Origin of the sequence: Streptomyces sp. NPDC006435 (assembly GCF_040612315.1) — a bacterium.
GTDB lineage: Bacteria > Actinomycetota > Actinomycetes > Streptomycetales > Streptomycetaceae > Streptomyces.
Genome location: NZ_JBEXPY010000048.1, coordinates 1 through 21,667, shown reverse-complemented (window position 1 = coordinate 21,667; position 21,667 = coordinate 1). Strand labels below are relative to the sequence as shown.

Genomic DNA, 21,667 nt, shown 5'->3' with positions numbered 1-21,667 from the left:
CCTTCACGTGGCGGCCCCCGTCCGGCCGTGGCCGTCCACGGGCCCCGTGCCATCCTGCGCGGACGACGGGCCGTCCGGCGCACCGTCCCTGGACGCGGGCCCGTCGAAGGGCAGCTCCACGGTGAACAGCGCGCCACCGCCGGGCGCGTTCCCCGCACGGATCGTGCCGCCGTGCAGTTGTACGTTCTCCTCGGTGATCGCGAGCCCGAGGCCGCTGCCCGACGAGCGGGAACGCGCGGCGTCCGCCTTGTAGAAACGGTCGAAGACGTGCGGCAGCGCGTCCGGGTCGATCCCGGGGCCGCTGTCGCGCACCTCGGTGACCAGCACGCCACCGCGCGCCGACAGCCGCACGGTGACCGGCTCGGCACCGTGGTGCAGGGCGTTGCCGACCAGGTTGGCCACGATGACGTCGAAGCGGCGCGGGTCGAGACGGATGCGGAAGCCCCCGGGCAGTTCCGCGTCGACCCGGTCGAGCCACTTCCGGTCGGCCAGGGTGCGGCGCACGGCCTCCGCCGCGTCCACCTCGTCGGTGTTGAGCTCCGCCGCCCGGGCGTCGAAGCGGGAGATCTCCATCAGATCCTCCACCAGCACGGCCAGCTTGCCGGTCTCGGCACTGATCAGACGCACCGCCCGGGCGGTGTCCGGGGAGAGCTCCGCGGCGTCCTCGTCCACCACGTCCGTGACGGCGAGCATGCCGGCGAGCGGGGTGCGCAACTCGTGCGAGACGTCCGAGGCGAAGCGCCGGGCCCGCGCCCCGGCATCCCGCAACTCCTGCACGGAGCGCTCCAGACGGGCTGCCGACTCGTTGAACGTCCTGGCCAGGTCGGCCATCTCGTCCCGGCCGTGCACCGGGATGCGCGTGTCGAGCCGCCCACCGCCCATGGAGTGCGCGGCACGCCGCAGCTCACGGACGGGCCGCAGCACACTGCGCGCCGCGAGCAGCGCGGGCACCAGGGCCACGGCCAGCCCCGGCAGCGCGCCGTCACGGGCCGCGGTCACCAGGGCGTCGATGTCCACCTCCTCGTTCGTCATGGGCATCACGGCGAAGAGCACCAGGCCGCTCGGCACCGCGTCGCCGCCGGCGACGATCCGGGTCATCACCGGCATCCCGATCGTCAGATACGCCTTCCCGTCCTCGACGACCCGCTCGAAGACACCGCGCGGCGAAGTGAGCGCGGCACGGCGCAGCCCCGCGGTCAGCACACCGGAGACGGGCCGGTCACCCGAGGAGGCACGCACCGAGCCGTACTCGGCGAAGACGATCCACGGATGCGGTTTGGCGCGCGCCGCGATGTCGTAGAGGTCCCACCGCAGCGAATCGGGGTCCAGGGGCAGCCGGGGGACGAACTGCTCGACCTCCTCGCGGAAGGAGGTGACGGCCGTGTCCTGCGCCCGCACGAGGACCGCGCTGCGCGCCTCCCGGTAGGTCAGCGCGGCGGTCGTGACGGCGCTGACGGCCGCCACCAGCAGGAACGCGATCACCAGCCGGGCGCGCAGCCCGAACGCGGCGGTCGCTCCGGGTATCTTCACAGCGGACCGAAGCGGTAGCCGAAGCCCCGCAGGGTCTGGACGTACCGGGGATCGCGGGACGGATCCTCGATCTTGGCGCGCAGCCGGCGCACACAGGCATCCACCAGACGGACGTCGCTGTGGTAGCTGTGCTCCCAGATCTCCTCCAGGAGCCGCTGCCGGCTGAAGACCTGCTCGGGCGCCGCGGACAGGTGCAGCAACAGCTTCAGCTCGGAGGGCGCGAGGGCGACCGGAGCGCCCGACTTGAGGACGGTGTGACCGGCGCGGTCGATGTCGAGTTCACCGTGGCGCTCGACGGCGGGCCCCGCGCCGGCCGGGCCCTCGACGCGGCGCAGCACGGCACGTATCCGGGCCTCGATGACCTCGGCACGGGCGGGCTTGACGATGTAGTCGTCCGCCCCCGCGTCCAGACCGACGACGATGTCGACGTCGTCGCCGCGCGCGGTCAGCATGACGATCGGCAACTGGCTGGTCTCGCGCACCCGGCAGCACAACTGGACGCCGCTCATGGCGGGAAGCATCAGATCGAGCAGCAGGAGGTCGGGGCGGAAGGAACCCATCGCCTCCAGACCGGCCTCGCCGGTCGCGACGGCGAGGACCTCGTGCCCCCGTCGGCGCAGTCCGAGCTCGATGCCCTCGCGCACGGAGGGGTCGTCTTCGACGAGGAGGACGCGTGGCATGGCGGTGTCTCCGGGGTCGTGCGGAAAGAACGGGCAGGTCGTCAGGGCCCCGGCGACCGAACACCGGGGACGGGAATGAAGAGCGTACGACCGCGTCCGTGGTTGCCCGGGACACGGTCGTACGCACGCGTCACGTGCCGGGCCTGCGGACGAACTCCAGCTTCCGCGCCGCGTGCCCCATGGACAGGACGCCGGAGTCGGAGAGGGAGTACCCGCGGGCGCCGGTGGGGGCGATGCCGCAGGGACTCGCCGAACCACGCCGGTAGACCGGCCTGGAGACGAGACCGGTGTCGTTCACGAACACCAGGACCTCCTTCCAGGCGCAGTGCTTGCCCGAGGACTCGTCCCAGCCCCGGACGAAGAATTCCCCGGTCCTCGCCTGTTCGATGGTGACCTGGGCCGTCGGGTCTTCCCTCTCGCCCTTGGGCACCCACTGCCCCACGTACTTCTCGGGCACGGGTTCCTTGCCCGCCCTGGCCTTGAAGAGGACGGCCTTGTACCGGCCGTCGTCGGTGGCGAAGTTGAGATTGCCGTCCTTGCGGGCCTTCAGGGTGTACGACGGCAGGAACGCGCACTTGCCGCCGCCGAAGGCGTTCTCGTTGTGGGCCTCACCCAGGGAGACCGCTCCCTCGGACGCCTTCTTCGGCTCCTTGTTCACCACGCAGAGAGACGTGCCGGTCAGGAAGAAGGACCTGGCGACCGTCCGCTGCTGCTCGTCCTTCTTGAACTCGACACGTACACGCGTGTCGCTCAGCGGCACGCCCTCCCACGCCCCGAGGAAGTCCTTCGGCACGCTCACCCCGGCCGGGGCGGCCTCCGAACCGCCGCCCGCACCACCGCTCCCACCGGAGGCCGTGTCGTCGCCCCGGGAACTCACCGCGATCGGCACACCGACGGCGAGGACCAGCACCCCGACGACGGCGCCGACGAACCGGGCCCGCCCGAATCGCGAACGCTCGGGCGGGGGACTCGGCCGTGTCGGGAGGCCGCCGGGAGCAGGGGTGCCCGCCGGGGCGTCCCCGGGCACCCCGGACCGCACCTCCTCGTGCGCATCCACCGGAGTGTCCTGCCGCCGGGTGTCCGCCCGTGCCTCCGGCGGGACCTCCGCGGGCTCCTCCGGCTGCTCGTCCGCGGACCCGCCCGACGCATGCCCCTGCGGATCCAGATCCAGCAACCGCGCCGCACGCCGCCCCAGTTGGTCGAGCAGCTCGCCCGGCAGCCACGGCCGGGCCTGTCCGGCGGCGGTGGTGCGGGCCACGAGCTCCATGGGCGTGGGCCGTTTCCCGGGGTCTTTCTCCAGGCACTGGCGTACGAGCCCGAGCACACCCTCCGGCACGCCCTCCAGGTCCGGCTCCTCCTCGGCCACCCGGAACAACTGCGCGTGCAGCCCGATGGAGTGGCTGCCGAACGGGGGCCGCCCGGTCGCCGCGTACGCGAGGACGGTGCCGAGGCTGAACACATCGCTCTGCGGGCCGACTCCGAGCCCGCGCACCTGCTCGGGCGACATGAAGCCGGGCGAGCCGATGACGGCGCCGGTACTGGTGCGAAAGCCGTTGCCGGAAGCGGCGTGCAGGGCGCGGGCGATGCCGAAGTCGATGACACGGGGGCCGTCGACGGCGACGAGGACGTTGGACGGCTTCAGGTCCCGGTGCACGAGACCGGCGTCGTGGACGGCCCCCAGGGCGAGCGCGAGCCGGTTCGCGAGGACGAGCAGCGAGTGCTCGGGCAGCGGGCCGTAGTCGTCGATGACGACGGCCCGCAGGTCGGGGCCCGGCACGTAGCCGGTGGCGACCCAGGGGGTCGCGGCACTCGTGTCGAAGTCCAGGACCGGCGCGGTCCAGTCACCGCCCACCCGCCGCGCGGCGTCGACCTCCCGCGCGAACCGCTGCCGGAAGTCGTCCTGCCCGGCGAACTCGGGCCGCACGACCTTCACGGCGACGGTCCGTCCTCCTTCGGACCGTGCGAGGTACACCCGGCCCATGCCCCCTTCCCCGAGCACCCCGAGAAGCCGATAGGGGCCCAAAGCGCGCGGATCGTCCGGGCTCAGAAGGTTCATGCGAAGGACGATACGTCAGGGCAGGACGGGGGAGAAAAGCACGACTCACCTGCTGCGCTTGGTATTTGACCGGTTCCCGACCCCGGACCCGCACCGTCGGCCGGGGCCGTGGCGGGCATCCCGAACGAACCCGTCCGGGACCCGGTCGGGAGGACGCGTCCGGACGATGCCGTGCCGGATCCCGTGGCCGGACGAGGCCGCTTCGGGCGGCGCGCCGGCCGCAGCGGGTCATGACGTCGTCGACGCGAAGTCCCAACAGGCCGGACACTCGCGCACCACGGGGTGGGAACACTCCAGGACGTGGTCGAGGAAGGCCGAGGCCCGTTCGAGCCGCGCGCGTTGCCGGTCGATCGCGTCGCGCTGCTCGGCGATGAGGCGTCCGCGTTCCTGCCGCCGGCCGTTCAGGAGCCGGGCGATCGCGCCGAGCGACATGCCGGCCCGCTGGCACTTGACCGCGATCGACAGCGCGTCCATCAGCTCCGGGTCGTAGCGCCGGGCGCCGCTCGCGGTGCGACGAGGGGTGATCACGCCGGTGGCCTCCCAGTGTCTGAGGAGGTGCGTGGAGACTCCGAGGCGTTCGGCCGCCTCGCCGATTCGCAGTAGCAGGGTGCTCATGTGCCCATGATCGTTGACTTCGTGCCGACACGAACTTCTACCGTCTGCCGCATGCGAATCCACGAACTCAATTGCGGAACCCTCGACGTCCCCGGCGGCGAAGCCGTCTTCGGGGCGCCCCACTTCATCTGCAGATGCCTCCTGATCGAGCTGGAGGACCGGCTCGTCGCCGTCGACACCGGGATCGGGCACAGGGACATCGAGTCCCCCGGGCTCCGCCTGGGGGAGGACTGGATCGAACAGGTCCGTCCGGCTCTCGACCCCGACGAGACGCTGATGGCCCGTGTCGTCTCGCTGGGACTGGACCCGCGGGACGTCTCGGACGTGATCGTGACCCACCACCACCGTGACCACGTCGGCGGCCTCGCGGACTTCCCGTCGGCCCGGGTCCACGCCACGGACGAGTGCCGGTCCGCCGTCGAGGAGGGCGACGGACGCGTCATGCCCGCACAGTGGGCGCACGGCGTGGTGTGGGCTCCCGCACCCGTCCCGGCGACCCCTTGGCGGGGGCAGGAGTCCTGGACGCTCGACGGCCTCCCGGAGTCCATCCGCCTGATCGCGCTGCCCGGTCATTCACCGGGGCACGTCGGCGTACTCGTCGACGACGCACTCCGGGGCCAGGAGCTCCTGCACATCGGCGACGCGATCCACCACCACACGCAGCTCACCCGCACCGCGCCGCCCGCGGTCGAGGCGTTCGCCGCCTCCGTGCAGCACGACGCGACCGCCGGGCTCCGCACCCGACGACTGCTGGCGGAGCTCGCGGGCGAGGGGTCGGTGCGCCTGGTCAACTCGCACGACCCCGAACCCGTCGACCGGACCGGGCAGCCGGGCACCGCCCGGCACCACGGCGCGGAGCGGTGCTGATACCGCGCCGGTCCGTCACGACGCAGGAGGCCGGTCCCGCCCCGCGCCGAGGGGCGGAGGGCAGGACCGGCGAGCCCGGCTGTCAGGACACCCGGAAGCTGTACAGAGATCCGACGCTCTTCCAGGAGTGCAGGCCCGAGGGGGGCTCGCTGTGGGCGGGAGTGCCCGTGCAGTCGCCGTTCCGGTAGAAGTCCACCCGCCGGTCCGTCATGTTGAGAGTGGCGAGCATGCCGAACGGGGCGGTCACGCACTCGGTGCCGATGTCCTCGTACAGGGCCCACCGGTCCGTGAAGGCGCCTTCCCAGACGCAGATGTTGCCCGCGACACCGCACTGCGACGGGTCGGCGCCCGGCACCGGGCCGGACGCCGCCGATGCCGTACCCGGCATGACTCCGATCAGCAGTGCCGCGGACATGGTCGCGACACCGGCCACGGCCCGCTTGAGACCGGAAATGTGCATGTCTTCTCCTCACAACTCCGAGTGATCTGCGGTGGATCGGGCCCAAGCCTCCCCCCTGCCCCACAGATATTCAAGGGTTCAATTAAATGTCGCCGTCTCCTGATGCCCTGTCCCGGAATCAGTGGTTCGGTGCGTGGTGCCGGATGCGCGAGCGGTACCCGGGACCTGCGCATCCTCCTTTGGAGGAGGGGCGCGAATGGCGTACCTTTCCGGTGATCCCCCGACGGTCACCGGAGTGGGCCCGTGTGCGCAGCACGGGTCGGAAAGGCTCATCCGTGCTCGACACAGCCACCGGCAACGGCACCACCGGGACCGGTTCCCCGATCGACGGGACCGTGCGCGAGGGCGCCCGCCGGGGCACGCGCGCACCCGTCCTCGCGGTCGGCGACGGAGCCCCGGGCTCCCGGAAGGCCGTGAGCGCACCCCACCCCACCGCCCCCGCCGCAGCACGTCGCGGACACGGCCGGCCCGTCGAACGTCCCGAGGCGGTCGCGGCATGAGCACCATCGAAGCCCGGCTCATCGGCACCGGGCGGCTGGACCTGCTGCCGCTGCACGTCGAGCACGCCGAGGAGATGGCCGACGTGCTGTCCGACCCGGCCCTGCACACCTTCATCGGCGGAACTCCCGACACCCCGCAGGCCCTGCGCTCGCGCTATCGGCGGGTGACCGCGGGCTCTCCCGACCCGGCCGTCTCCTGGCTGAACTGGGTGATCCGGCTCCGTGACACGTCCTGCCTGGCGGGCACCGTCCAGGCGACGGTCGGCCCGTCCGGCCATGGGCCCGTCGCCGAGATCGCCTGGGTGGTGGGAACCCCGTGGCAGGGAAGAGGCATCGCCACCGAGGCGGCCCGGGGCCTCGTCGACTGGCTCGGCGGGCAGCAGGTGCGCACCGTCATCGCCCACATCCACCCCGAACACCGGGCGTCCGCCGCCGTCGCCACCGCCGCCGGGCTCGCACCCACCGACGAGTGGCACGAGGGCGAGATCAAATGGCACCGGAGCATCGGACCATGACCCGGACGGCCCACGGGGTCCGGCAGTTCCTCGACCGGGCGGTGGGGAACAGGAAGTCGGTACGCGGGCCGGGCCCGGCCGGGAGCGGGCCGAGCGGAAGACGCCCGGCCGGGGCCGCGGGAGGCACGAGGTTTTGGGCGGTACGGCCCCGGGGCGGCGATGCGGTCACGGCGCGGGGCGGGCCGCGAGCAGCGATTCGAGCGTGGCGAGGGCGGTGTGCCGGCGGGGCGCTCGGGACGAGGTGAAGTGCTCCTCGCCGAGGTCGGCGCCGTCATGGCGGACCGGCCCGTGGAACGTCGCTGAACCGCTGCCGCCGGGCAGCCGGAACAGCGCGCCACGGGTGAACAGAACGCCGTCGAACCGTGTGGTGCCGTGGAACTGGGTGCCCGTGAAGTCCGCGTACGCCAATCGGCAGGCGTTCAGGTCGAGGTCGACCAGAGTGGCGCCGGACAGCGGCAGCTCCGCGTCCGGCCAGAGCCGGTCGGCGTCCGCCGACCGCAGGCGCGCGGCGAGCAGGTCCTGGGCCGCCCGCCGCACGGCCAGTTCGGCCCGCTGCGCGTCGTCGAGGCTCTCGGCGCCGACCGGGAACGGCAGCGGCGTCCGCAGGTACGCGCAGACCACGGTGACGATCCCGGCGCGCAACCCGGGCCGGGCGTCACCGAGGGCGTCCAGGATCCGCAGCCCGGCCAGCCGTACGGAGGCCTCGGCCGCAGCCAACTGGTGTGCGTACGGGGCGACGGCGGTGTCGGTCGTCAGGCGCGCGGGGCCGTCGTCCGCGGGCACCGTCGTCCAGCCGAACGGCCACCGCTGTTCGAGGTCGGTGGCCGAGGCACGGGCATCGGTGAGGTCGGCTGCGGGCTGGTCCAGGTACACCTGCGACTCGAAGCGTGCACCGCGGAACACCGCCGCCGCGCCGAACCGCACCTTCCAGAACCATGCGGCGTTCCGGAAGCGCGCGCCGCGGAACGACGCGGCACCGCGGAACAGCGCCCCGTCCCCGCCCTCCTCCCAGCTCTGGTACTCACCCATCAGGTACGCGTCGGGCCAGTGGGGGTCGGCCTCGTTCGGCTCGTTCCAGGGGATCACGGTCGTCGGCCCGAGCACCTCCGCGGAGGCGTCGTCGTCGGGATCCTCCCGGTCCTCGTCCTCCCAGATGCCCTCCTCGCCGAAGCCGAACCAGGCGAGCCCGTCGAAGCGGGCGTCGTCGAAGCGGGCCGGGCCGTGGAACCGGGCCCGGCCGAAGACGGCCTCCCCGCCGAACCGGGCGCCGGTGAACCGGGCGTCGCAGGAGAACACCGCGCGCGGGAAGACCGCGTCGCCCGCCCACCGCGCACCCTCGAACGTGGTCGTGCCGCGGAACAGACAGTCGGCGAAGGTCGCCCGGTCGAACCGGCAGTCCGTGAAGTCGACGCCGTCCACGACCGCGCCGGTCAGGTCCACCGCGATGCCGTCCCAGCGGGCGGTGTCCTGCCCGGCCGCGTCCGGCACGGGGCGCAGCCGGTCGGCGAGCACGGCGAGCGCCGCTCGCCGTACCTCCGGCCCGGCCGGATCACTGTCGACCTCCGACGGGTGTTCGTCCCGGGCCGGGTGCTCGCGGACGAACGCGCAGAACGCCTCCGCCACGTCCTGACGCAGGTCCGGATGCTCGTCCCCGAGCCGGGCCAGCTCCGCCACGGCCTCCTGCCGGAGGCCGGCGCCGCCACCGCGCAGTCGGCCCGCTGCCGCCCGCACCGCGTCGTCCGCCGGCCCGCCGTCACCGATGATCACTATGGCCCCCACACGGTCAGGACGATCAAGTTCCTTGGTTTCCAAGAGATTAGCGATGCGCCCGGAACCCATCGAACGCGGCCCGACCGCCGACCGTCGTTCGCCGACCACCGGCCACGCGAAACGATCGTGCCGGGCGGCGACCCCTCCCGGGCCGCGGCGGGAGCAGACCGGTTTCCTTGACCGGGCGTGTCCGCTCGGGCGACAGTTCGGGCGCGCCGGGAACAGCCGGTCCGGTCGGCGCGGTTGCACCGATCGAGGGACCGGCGCCGTACGGGCGGGGAGGCACGGGGGACCGCGAGGTCGTCCGCCCCGCCGGGAACCGGGCCCAGGATCGCGGTATGCCCGCCGCGCACTCGGACCGACCCGTATTTCTGCAGGAGGACTTTTCCATGACTGACCGGCCCTTGACGCTGATGGCAGTACACGCCCACCCCGACGACGAGGCCACCGGAACCGGAGGGGTCCTCGCGCAGTACGCGGCGGAAGGAATCCGCACGGTTCTCGTGACGTGTACCGACGGTGGTTGCGGTGACGGGCCGGGGGGTGCCAAGCCGGGCGACCCCGGGCACGATCCGGCGGCCGTCGCCCTGATGCGCCGCCGGGAGCTCGAGGCGAGTTGTGAGGTCCTGAAGATCAGTGATCTGGAGATGCTGGACTACGCCGACTCCGGGATGATCGGCTGGCCGAGCAATGACGCCCCCGGGTCCTTCTGGCGGACCCCCGTGGAGGAAGGCGCCGCCCGACTCGCGGAACTCATGCGCCACTACCGACCCGATGTGGTCGTCACCTACGACGAGAACGGCTTCTACGGTCACCCCGACCACATCCAGGCCAACCGCATCACGATGGCGGCGCTGGAGATGACCGGGCTGACGCCGAAGGTGTACTGGACGACGATGCCCCGCTCGATGATGCAGCGGTTCGGGGAGACCATGCGCGAGTTCGGTGAGGACATGCCGGAGCCGGACCCGGCCGAGGTCGCCGCGATGGCCAAGATCGGTCTGCCCGACGACGAGGTCACCACGTGGGTGGACACCACCGCCTTCAGCGGTCAGAAGTTCGATGCGCTGGCCGCGCACGCCAGCCAGGGCGAGAACATCTTCTTCCTCAAGATGGGCAAGGAGAGGTTCGGCGAGTTCATGGGCATGGAGACCTTCGTGCGCGTCAAGGACACCACCGGCGCGGCCGTACCCGAGAACGACCTCTTCGCGGGACTGCGCTGACCCGCTGAGTGCCGTCATCGCCGCGTCGACGCCGGCGCGGGCCGGACGGTTCGTCCGTCGAACGGCGGCCGACACGAAACCGGGGTTCCCATCCGCATTCGGGCCGTCCTCGATGCCCGAATGCCGCGGAGCGGGACCCGTGAGCTGATCCCGACCCGCTGACGGCGTACGGACGGTGCACATCGGTCGGGCGGCTCCACAACGCGACGAAGCTCCTGGTGGGAGCAGTCACGGCCGAGATCCACGCCGTGCCCCGCCAGGAGCTTCGTGTGCTTTTCCACTCGCCGTCGGTCAATCCATATGGCTGGAATTCATGCTGCCCGAGTGCTCAACCGTGTTCCCTGCGGCGGGAGACCGGGGCGCTTCGGAGGCACCCACCCGTAGGCCGACGGCGCCTGTCCGCCTTGGCTCACCTGTGGTGCTGTGACATCCGTGCCCGGCTCGCCGCCTGCTTCCGTGACGGAGCGCAGCCGTGAGCCGGAGTCGCCATCGGCCCGCGGGTCGTCGCAATTCGGCCACCTCTTCAATTGCACAGACTTCTGTGCACAGGAGTCTGTGCACAGAAGTCTTTGTCGTTTACCTTGGGCCTCATGGAACCTCCCGAGCAGCCCTCCCAAGTGCAACTGAACGCCCGTAACCTGCGGGGCATCGCGCACCCGTTGCGGGTGCAGATGCTGACGGTCCTGCGGACGGAGGGGCCGGCCACGGCCACCACGCTCGCCCGGCGGCTGAACCAGAACACCGGCGCGACCAGCTATCACCTGCGCCAGCTCGCCGAGTACGGCTTCATCGTCGAGGCGCCGTCCCAGGGCGGCCGCCGCGAGCGCTGGTGGCAGGCGGCGCACGTCAACACGGTCCTGCCGGACGATTCGGTGCTGGCGGACGACGGCGGTCTCGGGATCGCCTATCTGCAGGCGCTCGGCCGGGTCTGGTCCGACGCGATGACGACCGCCATCGACGCGACCCCCGCGCTGTCGCCCGAGTGGCGCGACGCCCAGGACTTCAGCGACTACGCACTCACGCTCACCCCGGCCGAGGCCGAAGAGCTGTCGGCGGAGATCCACCGACTGCTCCGTCGACGCAACTCCTCGCCCGAACCGGCGGGTTCGCCGCTGCCCGAGGGCGCGGCACGAGTCACCTTCCAGTTCCAGTTGTTCCCCACCAGCGCAGACCGGCACGTCTCCCACCCCACCGACCCGGAGTGAGAAAGATGACCTCTCGGCACGCGGCCGCCCAGCAGGCGGCGGACAGTGGCACACGCACACCCTCCCCGGACGCAGCCGCCCCGGATGCTCCGGACGCCGCTCCGGACGCCGCCCGGGATGCTGCGGAGGCCCCGGATGCCTCGGACACCCCGGACGCGCCGGACACCCCGGGTGCTCCGGACGGCGAACCCCGGGTCCTGCGCGGACTGGTCGGCATGCTGTCGGCCAACGCGGCGTCCCTGTCGGCCAACCGGGTGCTCTCGATCGCCCTGCCCTGGTTCGTCCTGACGACGACCGGCAGCGTCGGCAAGACGGGTCTGGTCGCCTTCTTCCAGATAGTTCCCTACGTGATAGCCCAGGCGCTGGCGGGGCCGATCATCGACAAGGTCGGCCCCAAGCGCATCAGCGTGGCCGGTGACCTGGCCTCCACCGTCGCGACGGCCGCCGCCCCGTTGCTCTACCTGACGGGCAACCTGTCCTTCGGCCTGCTGCTGGGACTGCTGGCCGTGGTCGGTGCGGCGGACGGCCCGGCCAACGGGGCCAAGGGGCTCTTCGTGCCCGCGGCCACCCGCGCGGCCAGGGTTCCGCTGGAGCGGGGGACCGGTCTGTCGGCGGCGGTCGAACGGACCGCGACGACCGTCGGACCGGCTGTCGCCGGTGTGGTCGTCGCCTCCTTCGGCAGTCTCTACGCCCTGTGGATCACGGCCTTCCTGTTCGGTGTGTCGGCGCTGATCATCTCCACCACCCTCAGCGACCCGGTGCCCGAGCCGCACGAGATGCCGGTCGAGGAGGCCGAGGGCTATTTCTCGCGGCTGCGTCAGGGAGCCGTGTTCCTGCGCGACGCCAAACTGCTGCGGTCCATCGTGTGCATGCTCGCCGTGACCAACCTGCTCGACCAGGCGTTCATGTCCGTGCTGCTGCCGGTCTGGGCGAAGGAGACGGGTTACGGCGCGGGAGCCATCGGCCTGGTGGTCAGCATCTTCGCCGCGACATCGATCATCGCCGCGCTCGTGGCCGCGGGAGTGGCCGACCGGCTGCCCCGGCGTACCGTCTATCTGATCGGCTTCACACTGGGCGGCATCCCGCGCTTCGTGGCCATGGCCACGGGGGCACCCCTGTGGGTGGTGCTGGCGGTGCTGGCGGTGGGCGGCCTGGGCTCGGGCTTCGTCAATCCGATCGTGGGGGCCGTGACGTACGAACTGATCCCCACTCCGCTGCTGGGACGGGTCAAGACGCTGGCCCAGGCCGTGACCTGGGCGGGCATCCCCTTCGGCGGGCTGCTGGGCGCCGGACTGGTGACGGTGGTGGGCACCTCGGGAGCGTTGTGGATCGTGGGCGGGCTCTACCTCGTCGCCATCGGTGTGCCGGCCCTGAACCGGGAGTGGGCGGGCATGCGCAAGCAGACGGTGCCCGACGCGAGCCCCGCCGGCACCGGGAACGGGAAGGAGAGCGAGACCGGCACGGCTCCGGCTCCTGTGGAAGAGGCGGTCAAGGAAGCCGTGTGAGCGGAGGTACGGGGTCGGCACCGGCCGGGCGGTGGACCGCCCGCCGGCCGCCGGTCCCGTACCCCTTCCCCTGCCCCACCCGGTCGGCGGAACCCCGCCGACCGGGTGTTGTGTTCGCGCCCGGCCGGGCTTGAGCGCCCACGCCCGGCGAGTGTGGGCGTCCGCGCCCGGACGGGCTCGGGTGCCCGCGCCCGACGGTCGCGGACGTCCGAGCCCGGCGGGCAGAAGTGACCACGTCCGGCGGGCAGAAGTGACCAGTTATCTCCTCCAGAACGCTCTGCGAGCATCGGATTCGGCTGAGTTTCCGAGGGTTTTCGCAGACGGTCGATGACGAGGAACTGGTGGACACATGACGACGAACCCGATGATGGCCGCGGCCTCCGGTCAGAGGGTCGAGCAGGGCGGTTTCTCTCCCGCGGAAGCCCGCATCGCGGCAGTGTGGAACGCGGTGCTCGGCGCCGGGGTGACCGGGGCGGAGGACGAATTCTTCCGACTCGGCGGAACCCGCCCGCAGGCGGCGGAAATGGCGCGCCGGATCGCGGAGGAATTCGGTTCGGAATTCGGCGCGGAAGAACTGCCGGAGCCGTTGACGGTACGGGCCGTGGCGTCGTTCCTCGCGGAGGAGGCCCTGCTGCGGGCCCGCAGGCTTTTCGAGTCGGCCGACTTCGACGCCGAGGACGCGACGGACGTCGTGGACGCCCTGGTGGCGGCCGGGGCTCCGGACGACGCTCCGGCCATACCCCGCGCGCCCCGGCACGGACATCCGCTGCCGCTGTCGTTCGCGCAGCACCGGCTGTGGTTCCTGGACCAGTTGGAGCCCGGCCGGGCCGAGTACCTGATCCCCATGGGGCTGCGCATCAGCGGCCCGCTGGACGTCCCGGCGCTGCGCGCGTCGCTGTCGGACCTGGTGAGCCGGCACGAGGTGCTGCGCACCCGCTTCGTCGGCGACGTGGACGGCAACCCCGGCCAGGTCGTCGACCCGCCCCGGCCGCTGCCGCTCGCCGTTCACGACCTGCGGTCCGTCGCCGGACAGGACGCGCGCGAGGAGGCCGCCGCCGCGCTCGTGGACACCGAGGGCTTCCGGCCGATGGACCTCGGCACCGGGCCGATGGTGCGTGCCCTGCTGATCCGGCTGGCCGACGAGGAGCACCTGCTCTCCCTGACGGTGCATCACATCGCCTTCGACGGATGGTCGGCGGGGGTGCTGTCCCGGGAACTGACCGCTCTGTACGGCGCGCGGGTCGCGGGAACGGCCGACGGACTGTCCGAACCTCCGCTCCAGTACGCCGACTTCGCTTCCTGGCAGCGCCAGTGGTTCACCGGCGATGTGCTGGCGGAGCAACTGGACTACTGGCGCGCCCGACTGGTCGGCACCGAACCGCTGGAACTGCCCACCGACCGCCGACGCCCGGCGCGGCGCAGCGGCAACGGCGCCATGCTCACCTTCCGCGTGCCGGCGAAGACCGCGGACGACGCCCGCAGGCTCTCCAAGGAGGCGGGCGCGAGCCTGTTCATGACCCTGCTGGCGGTCTTCCAGACGGTGCTGTCGCGCTACAGCGGCCAGGAGGACATCGCGGTGGGCACCCCGATCGCGGGCCGCAACCGGGCCGAGATCGAGAACATGATCGGCTTCTTCGTGAACACGCTGGTCATGCGCACCGATCTGTCCGGCGATCCGGCGTTCACCGAACTCCTCGACCGGGTCAAGGACACCGCGCTCGGCGCCTACGACCACCAGGACCTGCCCTTCGAGCGCCTGGTGGAGGAGCTGGCCCCGCAGCGGGACCTGTCGCGCAACCCGCTGTTCCAGGCGATGTTCGTCCTCCAGAACACCCCCGACAGCCGGTCCTGGGAACTGCCGGGCCTGACCGTGCGGCAGCTCGACGTGTCCGCCCAGGACTCCAAGTTCGACTTCACCTTCTACGCCACCGAGGCCGCCGACGGCGCCCTGGACGGCACCATCGTGTACTCCACCGACCTGTTCGACGAGGCCACGATGGTGCGGCTCGCCGGGCACTTCGAGACACTGCTGGCCGCCGCCTGCGCCACCCCGGACGCCCGGCTGTCCGAGCTCCCGATGCTGACCGCCGCCGAACGCCGGACGATCCTCGGCGAATGGAACGGGGCCGACACCGACGCGCCGGACGCGGTGACCGTGACCCGGCTGATCGAGGAACAGGCCGCTCGCCGCCCCGACGCCCCGGCCGTGACCTGCGGCACCGACCAGCTGACCTACCGTCAGCTCGACGAGCGGGCAGAGTGGATCGCCGACCGGCTGCGCGAGCGCGGTGCGGGGCCGGGCACTCTGGTCGCGGTCTGCCTGGACCGCGGTACGGACATGGTGTGCACACTGCTCGGCATCCACAAGTCGGGGGCGGCATACGTGCCACTGGATCCGGCGTACCCCACGGACCGGCTCGCCCACATGGTCGAGGACAGCGGGGCCCCACTGATCGTCACCCAGGCCGCGCACACCGGCCGCCTGCCCGACCGCACACCGACGCTGCTGCTGGACGGACAGCGGACGGAGCAGCCGCGCACCGCCCCCGCCGGTCCGGTGGCCCAGGCGGGCCCGGACGACGTGGCCTACGTGATCTACACCAGTGGTTCCACCGGCCGCCCCAAGGGCGTGCAGATCACCCACGGCGCGCTGCGCGCGCGGATGCGGGAGACCCGACGTGAACTGGGGCTCACGCCCGAGGACCGGGTCCTGCAGTTCGCCTCGATCGCGTTCGACTCGTCGGTGGGCCAGATGTTCGCCCCGCTCGTCTCAGGGGCGGCCCTGGTGCTGCGCGACGACACCTGGGACCCGGGCCGGCTGGCGGCGGCACTGCGCGAGCACCGCGTCACGGTGGCATGGCTCACCCCGTCGGCGTTCGGAGCCCTGGCCGCCGACCTGGACGGGCCGGACGCGCTGGGCCCGCAGCTGCGGCTGGTCCGGCTCGGCGGCGAGGCACTCCAACGGGAACAGGTCCGGCAGTGGTTCCGGCACTGCGCGGTGCCCCTGGTCAACGGCTACGGCCCCACGGAGGCCGCGCAGGAGGCGACGACCGCCAGGATCGACGGCCCCGTCGACCGGGTGCCGATCGGCCGGCCGGTCGCCAACGCGAAGGTGTTCGTGGTCGACCGCCACGGCCGGCCGGTGCCGGTGGGCGTGCCGGGCGAAATGTGGATCGGCTGCCCCGGACTGGCCCGCGGCTACCTGAACCGGCCCGAGCTGACCGACGAGAAGTTCACCGTCGTGGACGTGGACGGCACACCGCGGCGCGTCTACCGCACCGGTGACCTCGCCCGGTGGCTGCCGGACGGGCGGCTGGAGTTCGTGGGCCGCTCCGACAACCAGGTCAAGCTGCGCGGCTACCGCATCGAACTCGGCGAGATCGAGACGGCGCTGCTCACCCACCCCACGATCACCGGCGCCACCGTCGTGCTGCGCGAGGACGTCCCCGGTGTGCAGAGACTGGTGGCGTACGTGGTGCCCGTGGGCCCCCTCGACGCGGGCGCGCTGCGCGCCCACCTCCAGCGTGACCTGCCGGACTACATGGTGCCCACGGCGTTCGTGCCGCTGGAGAGCATCCCGCTCACCCCGAACGGCAAGACCGACCGCCGGGCACTTCCCGCGCCCGCCTCCGACCGGTCCGGACTGGGCGCCGCGTACACCGAGCCGCGCACGGACACCGAACGCACGGTGACCGAGGTGTGGTCCGAGGTGCTGGGCATCGACCGGATCGGTGTGCACGACGACTTCTTCGCGCTGGGCGGGCATTCGCTGCTGGCCACCCAGGTCGTGTCGCGGCTGCGCCGGCGGTTGGGTGTCGACGTGCCGGTACGCACGCTGTTCAGCGCGCCGACCCCGGCGCTGCTGGCCGCGGCCGTGACGGAGCTGGACGACACGGAGGCCGGCCGCATCCCGGCGGCACCGCGCCAAGGCACCCCGCCGCCGCTCAGCTTCGCACAGCAACGGCTCTGGTTCCTGGACCAGTTGGAGCCGGGCCGGGCCGAATACCTGCTGCCCTTCGCCTTCCGCATCCACGGCCCCCTGGACACCGAAGCCCTGAACGCCGCGTTCACCGCGGTGGTGGCGCGCCACGAGATCCTGCGCACCCGGTTCGGCACGGACGCGGCGGGCTCCCCGGAGCAGCTGATCGACCCGGCACGGCCGGTGCGGATGCTGGTACGGGACCTGAGCCGGATGGATGACACGGCCGCCCGCGAGGACGCCCTGGCGGAGGTGCTGCGCGAGGACGGACTGCGACCGGTCGACCTCGGCACCGGACCGATGCTGCGCGCCCTGCTGGTGCGGCTGGCCGACGAGGAGCACGTCCTGGCGGTCACCGTGCACCACATCGCCTTCGACGGCTGGTCGGTGGGCGTGCTGGTGCGCGAGCTGTCCGCGCGGTACACGGAAGCCCTCTCGGACCGCCCCGGCACGCCCGGGACGGATCCGCTGCCCGTGCAGTACGCCGACTACGCGGTGTGGCAACGGGGCTGGCTGTCAGGTGCGCCGCTGGAACATCAACTCACCTATTGGCGCGATCAGCTGGGTGGACTGGAACCGCTGGAGCTGCCGACCGACCACGCGCGGCCGGCGGAGCGCGGCGGACGGGGCGAGGTGGTCCGCTTCTCGGTGCCCGCCGAGCTCGCCGCCCGTGCCCGCGCGGTGTCCGCCGAGAGCGGCGCGAGCCTGTTCATGACCCTGCTGGCCGTCTTCCAGCTGCTGCTGGCCCGCTACAGCGGACAGCGGGACATCGTGGTCGGCAGCCCGGTCGCCGGCCGCAACCGCGCCGAGACGGAGGAGCTGATCGGTTTCTTCGTGAACACCCTGGTCCTGCGCACCGATCTGTCCGGCGATCCGACGTTCGCCGAGCTGCTGGCCCGGGTCAAGGACACCGCGCTCGGTGCCTACGACCACCAGGACCTGCCCTTCGAACGCCTCGTCGAGGAACTCGCCCCCGACCGCGACCTGTCCCGCAACCCCCTGTTCCAGACCATGTTCGCACTGCAGAACACACCGGGCGCGGACGCCTGGAACCTGCCGGGCCTGACCGCGGAGCCCGTCGAGTCCCCGGTCCGGGACGCCAAGTTCGACCTGTCGATGTACCTCGCGGAAGCGGCGGACGGCACCCTGGACGGCGCAGTGGTCTACGCGGACGACCTCTTCACCGAGGACACCGCGCGCCGCATGGCCGGACACTTCACCAACCTGCTGGCCGCGGCCACGACCCGCCCGCACGGCACGCTCTCCGAGATGGAGATGCTGGACGCGGGGGAGCGACACCGTGTCCTCACCGAGTGGAACGACACCGCCGCGCCCGCCCCGGCAACGACACTGCACCGGCTGTTCGAGCAGCGGGCGGCACAGGACCCGGACGCGGTCGCGGTCGTCTGCGGCACGGACAGCATGACGTACCGTCAACTCGACGAGCTGGCCAACCGACTGGCCCACCGGCTGCGCGCCGTACCGGGCATAGGCCCCGACGTGCCCGTGGGCGTCTGCCTGGAACGTTCACCCGCCATGGTGTGGACGCTGCTCGGCATCCTGAAGGCCGGCGCCGCGTACGTCCCGCTCGACCCGGAACACCCGGAGGAACGACTGGCGTACCTGGTGGAGGACTCCGGCGCCCCGCTGATCGTCACCGACGTCGCGCACGCCGCCCTGCTGCCGGACGGCCCGGACCTGCTGGCCGTGGACCGCCCCGCCGACCTGCCGGACACCCTGCCCACGGACGCGCCGGAACCCGTCGCGGACCCCGGCGACCTGTGCTATCTCATCTACACCAGCGGTTCCACGGGCCGCCCGAAGGGCGTCCGCATCGAACACCGCGGAGTGGTCAACTACCTGGCCGGCATGCAGGACGCCTTCCCGATCGCTCCGGGCGAGGGCTTCCTCCAGGCCACACCGCTGTCCTTCGACGTGTCGGCGTACGAGATCTTCTGGCCCCTGTGGCAGGGCGCCACGGTTGTGCTGGTGCCGGGCTCGGACCGGCTCGACATGGCCGAGGTGTCCCGTCTGATGAGTGCCCACCGCGTGGTCGGCCTGCACTTCGTGCCGAGCCTGCTGGACATGTTCGTCTCCGGGGTACGGCCCGAGGACTGCGCACACCTGCGGTACGCCTTCGCCAGCGGCGAGCCGCTCCAGCCGACGCTGGTGAGCCGGTTCACCGAGAAACTCCCCGGCGACCTCATCAACCTGTACGGCGCCACCGAGGTCTCGGTGGACACGACGTACTGGCGTGCCTCGCGCACCGACCCGACCGGACCGGTCCTCGCGGGCCGCCCCATGGTCAACCAGACCGTGTACGTCCTGGACCCGGACCGCCGCCCCGTGCCCGCGGGGGTGCTGGGCGAGGTGTACCTCGGCGGCGACAGCGTCGGGCGCGGTTACCACCAGCGGCCCGACCTCACCGCCGAGCGCTTCGTCGCCGACCCGTTCCGAGGCGGCCGGATGTACCGCACGGGCGACCTCGGCCGGTTCACCGCCGACGGCGAACTGGACCTGCTGGGACGGATCGACCGCCAGGTGAAACTGCGCGGCGTCCGGGTCGAACTCGGCGAGATCGAGGCGACGCTGCTCACCCACGGCACGGTCGGGGTCTGTGCGGTGGTGGTCCGGGAGGACACCCCCGGAGACAAGCGGCTGGTCGCCTACTGCGTGCCCGCGCCCGGCGCCGCGGTGGACGTCGGCGCGCTGCGCGAATGGGCCGCCGAACGCCTGCCCCGCGCCATGATGCCGTCCGCGTTCGCGACCCTGCCGGAACTGCCGCTCAACCGGAACGGCAAGGTCGACCACGCGGCCCTGCCGGCCCCCGGGAACGACGGCGACAGCACGGCCGGATACACCGCGCCACGGGACGAGATCGAGGCGGAGATCGCCGGGATCATGGCCGCCGTGCTCGGCGTCGAACGCGTAGGAATCCACGAGAGGTTCTTCGACGCCGGCGGGCATTCCCTGCTCGCCCTCCAACTCGTCAACCAGGTCGAGTCGGTGACCGGAGTACGCATCGGCCTGCGACGCCTTTTCCAGTCGCCGACCGTCATCGGCATCAAACAACAGCTCGTCGAATTGTTCGACGAGCAGGAACAGCTTTCCTGAAACAGCGGCCCATTGCCCACACGAGAAGACGAAGAGGACGGAACATCATGGGCGAGAACTCGGTGGAGGCACGGCTGCTGTCCCGCATGCGGCGGCGTGCGGAAGCGGCTCGGATCGTACGGACCGACCGGGAGGCCGGACCACTGCCGCTGTCGTTCGCGCAGCAGCGGCTGTGGTTCCTGGACCGGCTGACGCCGGACAGCGCGGAGTACCTGGTACCGACGGTGCTGCGGGTGCACGGCACGCTGGACGTCACCGCGCTCGGCACGGCACTGTCGGGCCTGGTGGCCCGGCACGAGGTGCTGCGGACGGCGTTCCTGGCGGACGACAACGGCACACCGCGACAGGTGATTGGCGCGCCCCGGCCGGTCGGGGTCACGGTCCACGACCTGCGGGCCGAGGCGGACGCGGAGGCCCGCGCGGGCGAGGTGCTGCGCACCGAGGCGACACGACCGTTCGACCTGGAGGCCGGGCAGCTCCTGCGGGCCGACGCGGTGAGGCTCGCGGACGACGACCACTTCCTGCTGCTGACGGTGCACCACATCGCTTCTGACGGTTGGTCCTCCGGGATTCTGGCGCGTGAGTTGCGGGAGTTGTACGGGGCTGCGGTTGCCGGGCGTGAGGTGTCGCTTCCCGAACTCTCCGTCCAGTACGCGGATTTCGCTGCCTGGCAGCGGGAGCAGTTGGGCGGGGAGTTCCTGGAGAGGCAGTTGGCGTACTGGCGCGAGCACCTCGCCCACGTGACGCCGCTCGAACTTCCCACCGACCACCAGCGTCCGGCGCAGCCGAGCGGCGACGGCGACGTGGTCACCTTCTCGGTGCCGTCGGAGGTGACGGAGGCGCTGCGGGCGGCGGCGAGCGGGCAGGGCGCGAGCCTGTTCATGGCGTTGCTGTCCCTGTTCCAGATCGTTCTGGCCCGCTACTGCCGGCAGGACGACATCGCGGTGGGCACCCCGGTCGCCGGCCGCAACCGCGCCGAGACGGAGGAGTTGATCGGTTTCTTCGTCAACACCCTCGTCCTGCGTACCGATCTGTCCGGCGACCCGGCGTTCACCGAACTCCTCGACCGGGTCAAGGACACCGCGCTCGGTGCCTTCGACCACCAGGACCTGCCCTTCGAACGCCTCGTGGAGGAACTCGCCCCGGACCGGGACCTGTCCCGCAACCCCCTGTTCCAGACCATGTTCGTCCTCCAGGCGCCCGGCAGCGCGGAGGACCAGGCATGGGAGCTGGCGGGCACACGGACCGAGCCGGTCGAGATCGAGCGAGGTGTCGCCAAGTTCGACCTGACGCTCACGGCGGTCGAGTCGGCGGACGGACTGCGCGCGGTCCTGGAGTATCGGACGGATTTGTTCGAGCGGGCGTCGATCGAGCGGTTGGCGGGGCATTTCGTGACTCTGGCGGCGTCGGTTGCGGCTGCGCCGGGTGCGCGTCTGTCGGAGCTGAACATGTTGACGGTGGGGGAGTTGCGGGAGGTGTTGGTCGAGTGGAACGGTGAGAGTGGCGCGTATCCGGATGCTGCGACTATTCACCGGCTCGTGGAGGAGCGTGTCGCGGCTGCTCCTGGTGTGGTTGCTGTCACGCATGGGGAGCGGTGCTGGACCTATGGTGAGATCAATGCGCGTGCGAATCAGCTGGCCCATCATCT

The 21,667-nt window shown here is 71.9% G+C and carries 14 protein-coding genes; 8 read left to right on the top strand and 6 right to left on the bottom strand.

From position 1 onward, the window contains the following. Positions 1 to 3 precede the first annotated feature (3 nt). From ABZZ04_RS32575 to ABZZ04_RS32560, 4 genes are all read right to left on the bottom strand, one after another. Positions 4 to 1,530, bottom strand: a complete 1,527-nt coding sequence (locus ABZZ04_RS32575; RefSeq protein ID WP_356935833.1) for a HAMP domain-containing sensor histidine kinase — start codon at positions 1,528 to 1,530, stop codon at positions 4 to 6. Next, complete coding sequence (locus tag ABZZ04_RS32570; RefSeq protein ID WP_356935832.1) at positions 1,527 to 2,210, bottom strand: response regulator transcription factor; 684 nt, start codon at positions 2,208 to 2,210, stop codon at positions 1,527 to 1,529. Before ABZZ04_RS32570 ends, ABZZ04_RS32575 begins: the two co-directional genes overlap by 4 nt. A 130-nt stretch (positions 2,211 to 2,340) precedes the next feature. Further along, positions 2,341 to 4,266: a serine/threonine-protein kinase gene (locus tag ABZZ04_RS32565; protein ID WP_356935831.1), complete on the bottom strand. Its 1,926-nt coding sequence runs from the start codon at positions 4,264 to 4,266 to the stop codon at positions 2,341 to 2,343. Positions 4,267 to 4,494: 228 nt separating this feature from the next. Next, entirely contained in the window at positions 4,495 to 4,881 is a 387-nt protein-coding gene (locus ABZZ04_RS32560; protein WP_356935830.1) for a MerR family transcriptional regulator, read from the bottom strand. Positions 4,882 to 4,932: 51 nt separating this feature from the next. Here ABZZ04_RS32560 and ABZZ04_RS32555 point away from each other — a divergent pair, with 51 nt between their 5' ends. Next, positions 4,933 to 5,748: an MBL fold metallo-hydrolase gene (locus ABZZ04_RS32555; protein ID WP_356935829.1), complete on the top strand. Its 816-nt coding sequence runs from the start codon at positions 4,933 to 4,935 to the stop codon at positions 5,746 to 5,748. A gap of 82 nt (positions 5,749 to 5,830) precedes the next feature. Here the strand turns inward: ABZZ04_RS32555 and ABZZ04_RS32550 are convergent, their stop codons facing one another. Continuing rightward, entirely contained in the window at positions 5,831 to 6,208 is a 378-nt protein-coding gene (locus ABZZ04_RS32550) for a hypothetical protein (RefSeq protein WP_356935828.1), read from the bottom strand. A gap of 275 nt (positions 6,209 to 6,483) precedes the next feature. Between ABZZ04_RS32550 and ABZZ04_RS32545 the strand changes: the two genes are divergently transcribed. Then, positions 6,484 to 6,708: a hypothetical protein gene (locus ABZZ04_RS32545; protein ID WP_356935827.1), complete on the top strand. Its 225-nt coding sequence runs from the start codon at positions 6,484 to 6,486 to the stop codon at positions 6,706 to 6,708. Next, positions 6,705 to 7,223, top strand: coding sequence for a GNAT family N-acetyltransferase (locus ABZZ04_RS32540; protein ID WP_356935826.1), 519 nt, complete (start codon positions 6,705 to 6,707; stop codon positions 7,221 to 7,223). The genes ABZZ04_RS32545 and ABZZ04_RS32540 overlap by 4 nt, the downstream gene beginning before the upstream one ends. 165 nt (positions 7,224 to 7,388) lie before the next feature. Here the strand turns inward: ABZZ04_RS32540 and ABZZ04_RS32535 are convergent, their stop codons facing one another. Further along, positions 7,389 to 9,002 carry a pentapeptide repeat-containing protein gene (locus ABZZ04_RS32535; protein WP_356935825.1) on the bottom strand — a complete coding sequence of 538 codons (1,614 nt, stop codon included), beginning with the start codon at positions 9,000 to 9,002 and terminating at the stop codon, positions 7,389 to 7,391. A 380-nt stretch (positions 9,003 to 9,382) separates the two neighbouring features. Between ABZZ04_RS32535 and ABZZ04_RS32530 the strand changes: the two genes are divergently transcribed. The 5 genes from ABZZ04_RS32530 to ABZZ04_RS32510 form a co-directional block, all read left to right on the top strand. Next, positions 9,383 to 10,216: a PIG-L family deacetylase gene (locus tag ABZZ04_RS32530; RefSeq protein WP_356935824.1), complete on the top strand. Its 834-nt coding sequence runs from the start codon at positions 9,383 to 9,385 to the stop codon at positions 10,214 to 10,216. Between the two features lie 590 nt (positions 10,217 to 10,806). Then, positions 10,807 to 11,421 (top strand): winged helix-turn-helix domain-containing protein, encoded by a 615-nt coding sequence (locus tag ABZZ04_RS32525; RefSeq protein ID WP_356935823.1) that lies wholly within the window; start codon positions 10,807 to 10,809, stop codon positions 11,419 to 11,421. A gap of 5 nt (positions 11,422 to 11,426) precedes the next feature. Further along, a complete protein-coding gene (locus ABZZ04_RS32520; protein WP_356935822.1) occupies positions 11,427 to 12,926 on the top strand; it encodes an MFS transporter in 1,500 nt (499 codons plus the stop codon). A gap of 349 nt (positions 12,927 to 13,275) precedes the next feature. Beyond that, the gene (locus ABZZ04_RS32515; protein WP_356935821.1) at positions 13,276 to 20,019 is read left to right on the top strand and encodes an amino acid adenylation domain-containing protein; all 6,744 of its coding nucleotides are present in this window, start codon (positions 13,276 to 13,278) and stop codon (positions 20,017 to 20,019) included. Between the two features lie 47 nt (positions 20,020 to 20,066). After that, the coding region (locus ABZZ04_RS32510) for a condensation domain-containing protein (RefSeq protein ID WP_356935820.1) at positions 20,067 to 21,667 on the top strand (1,601 nt) is incomplete at its 3' end.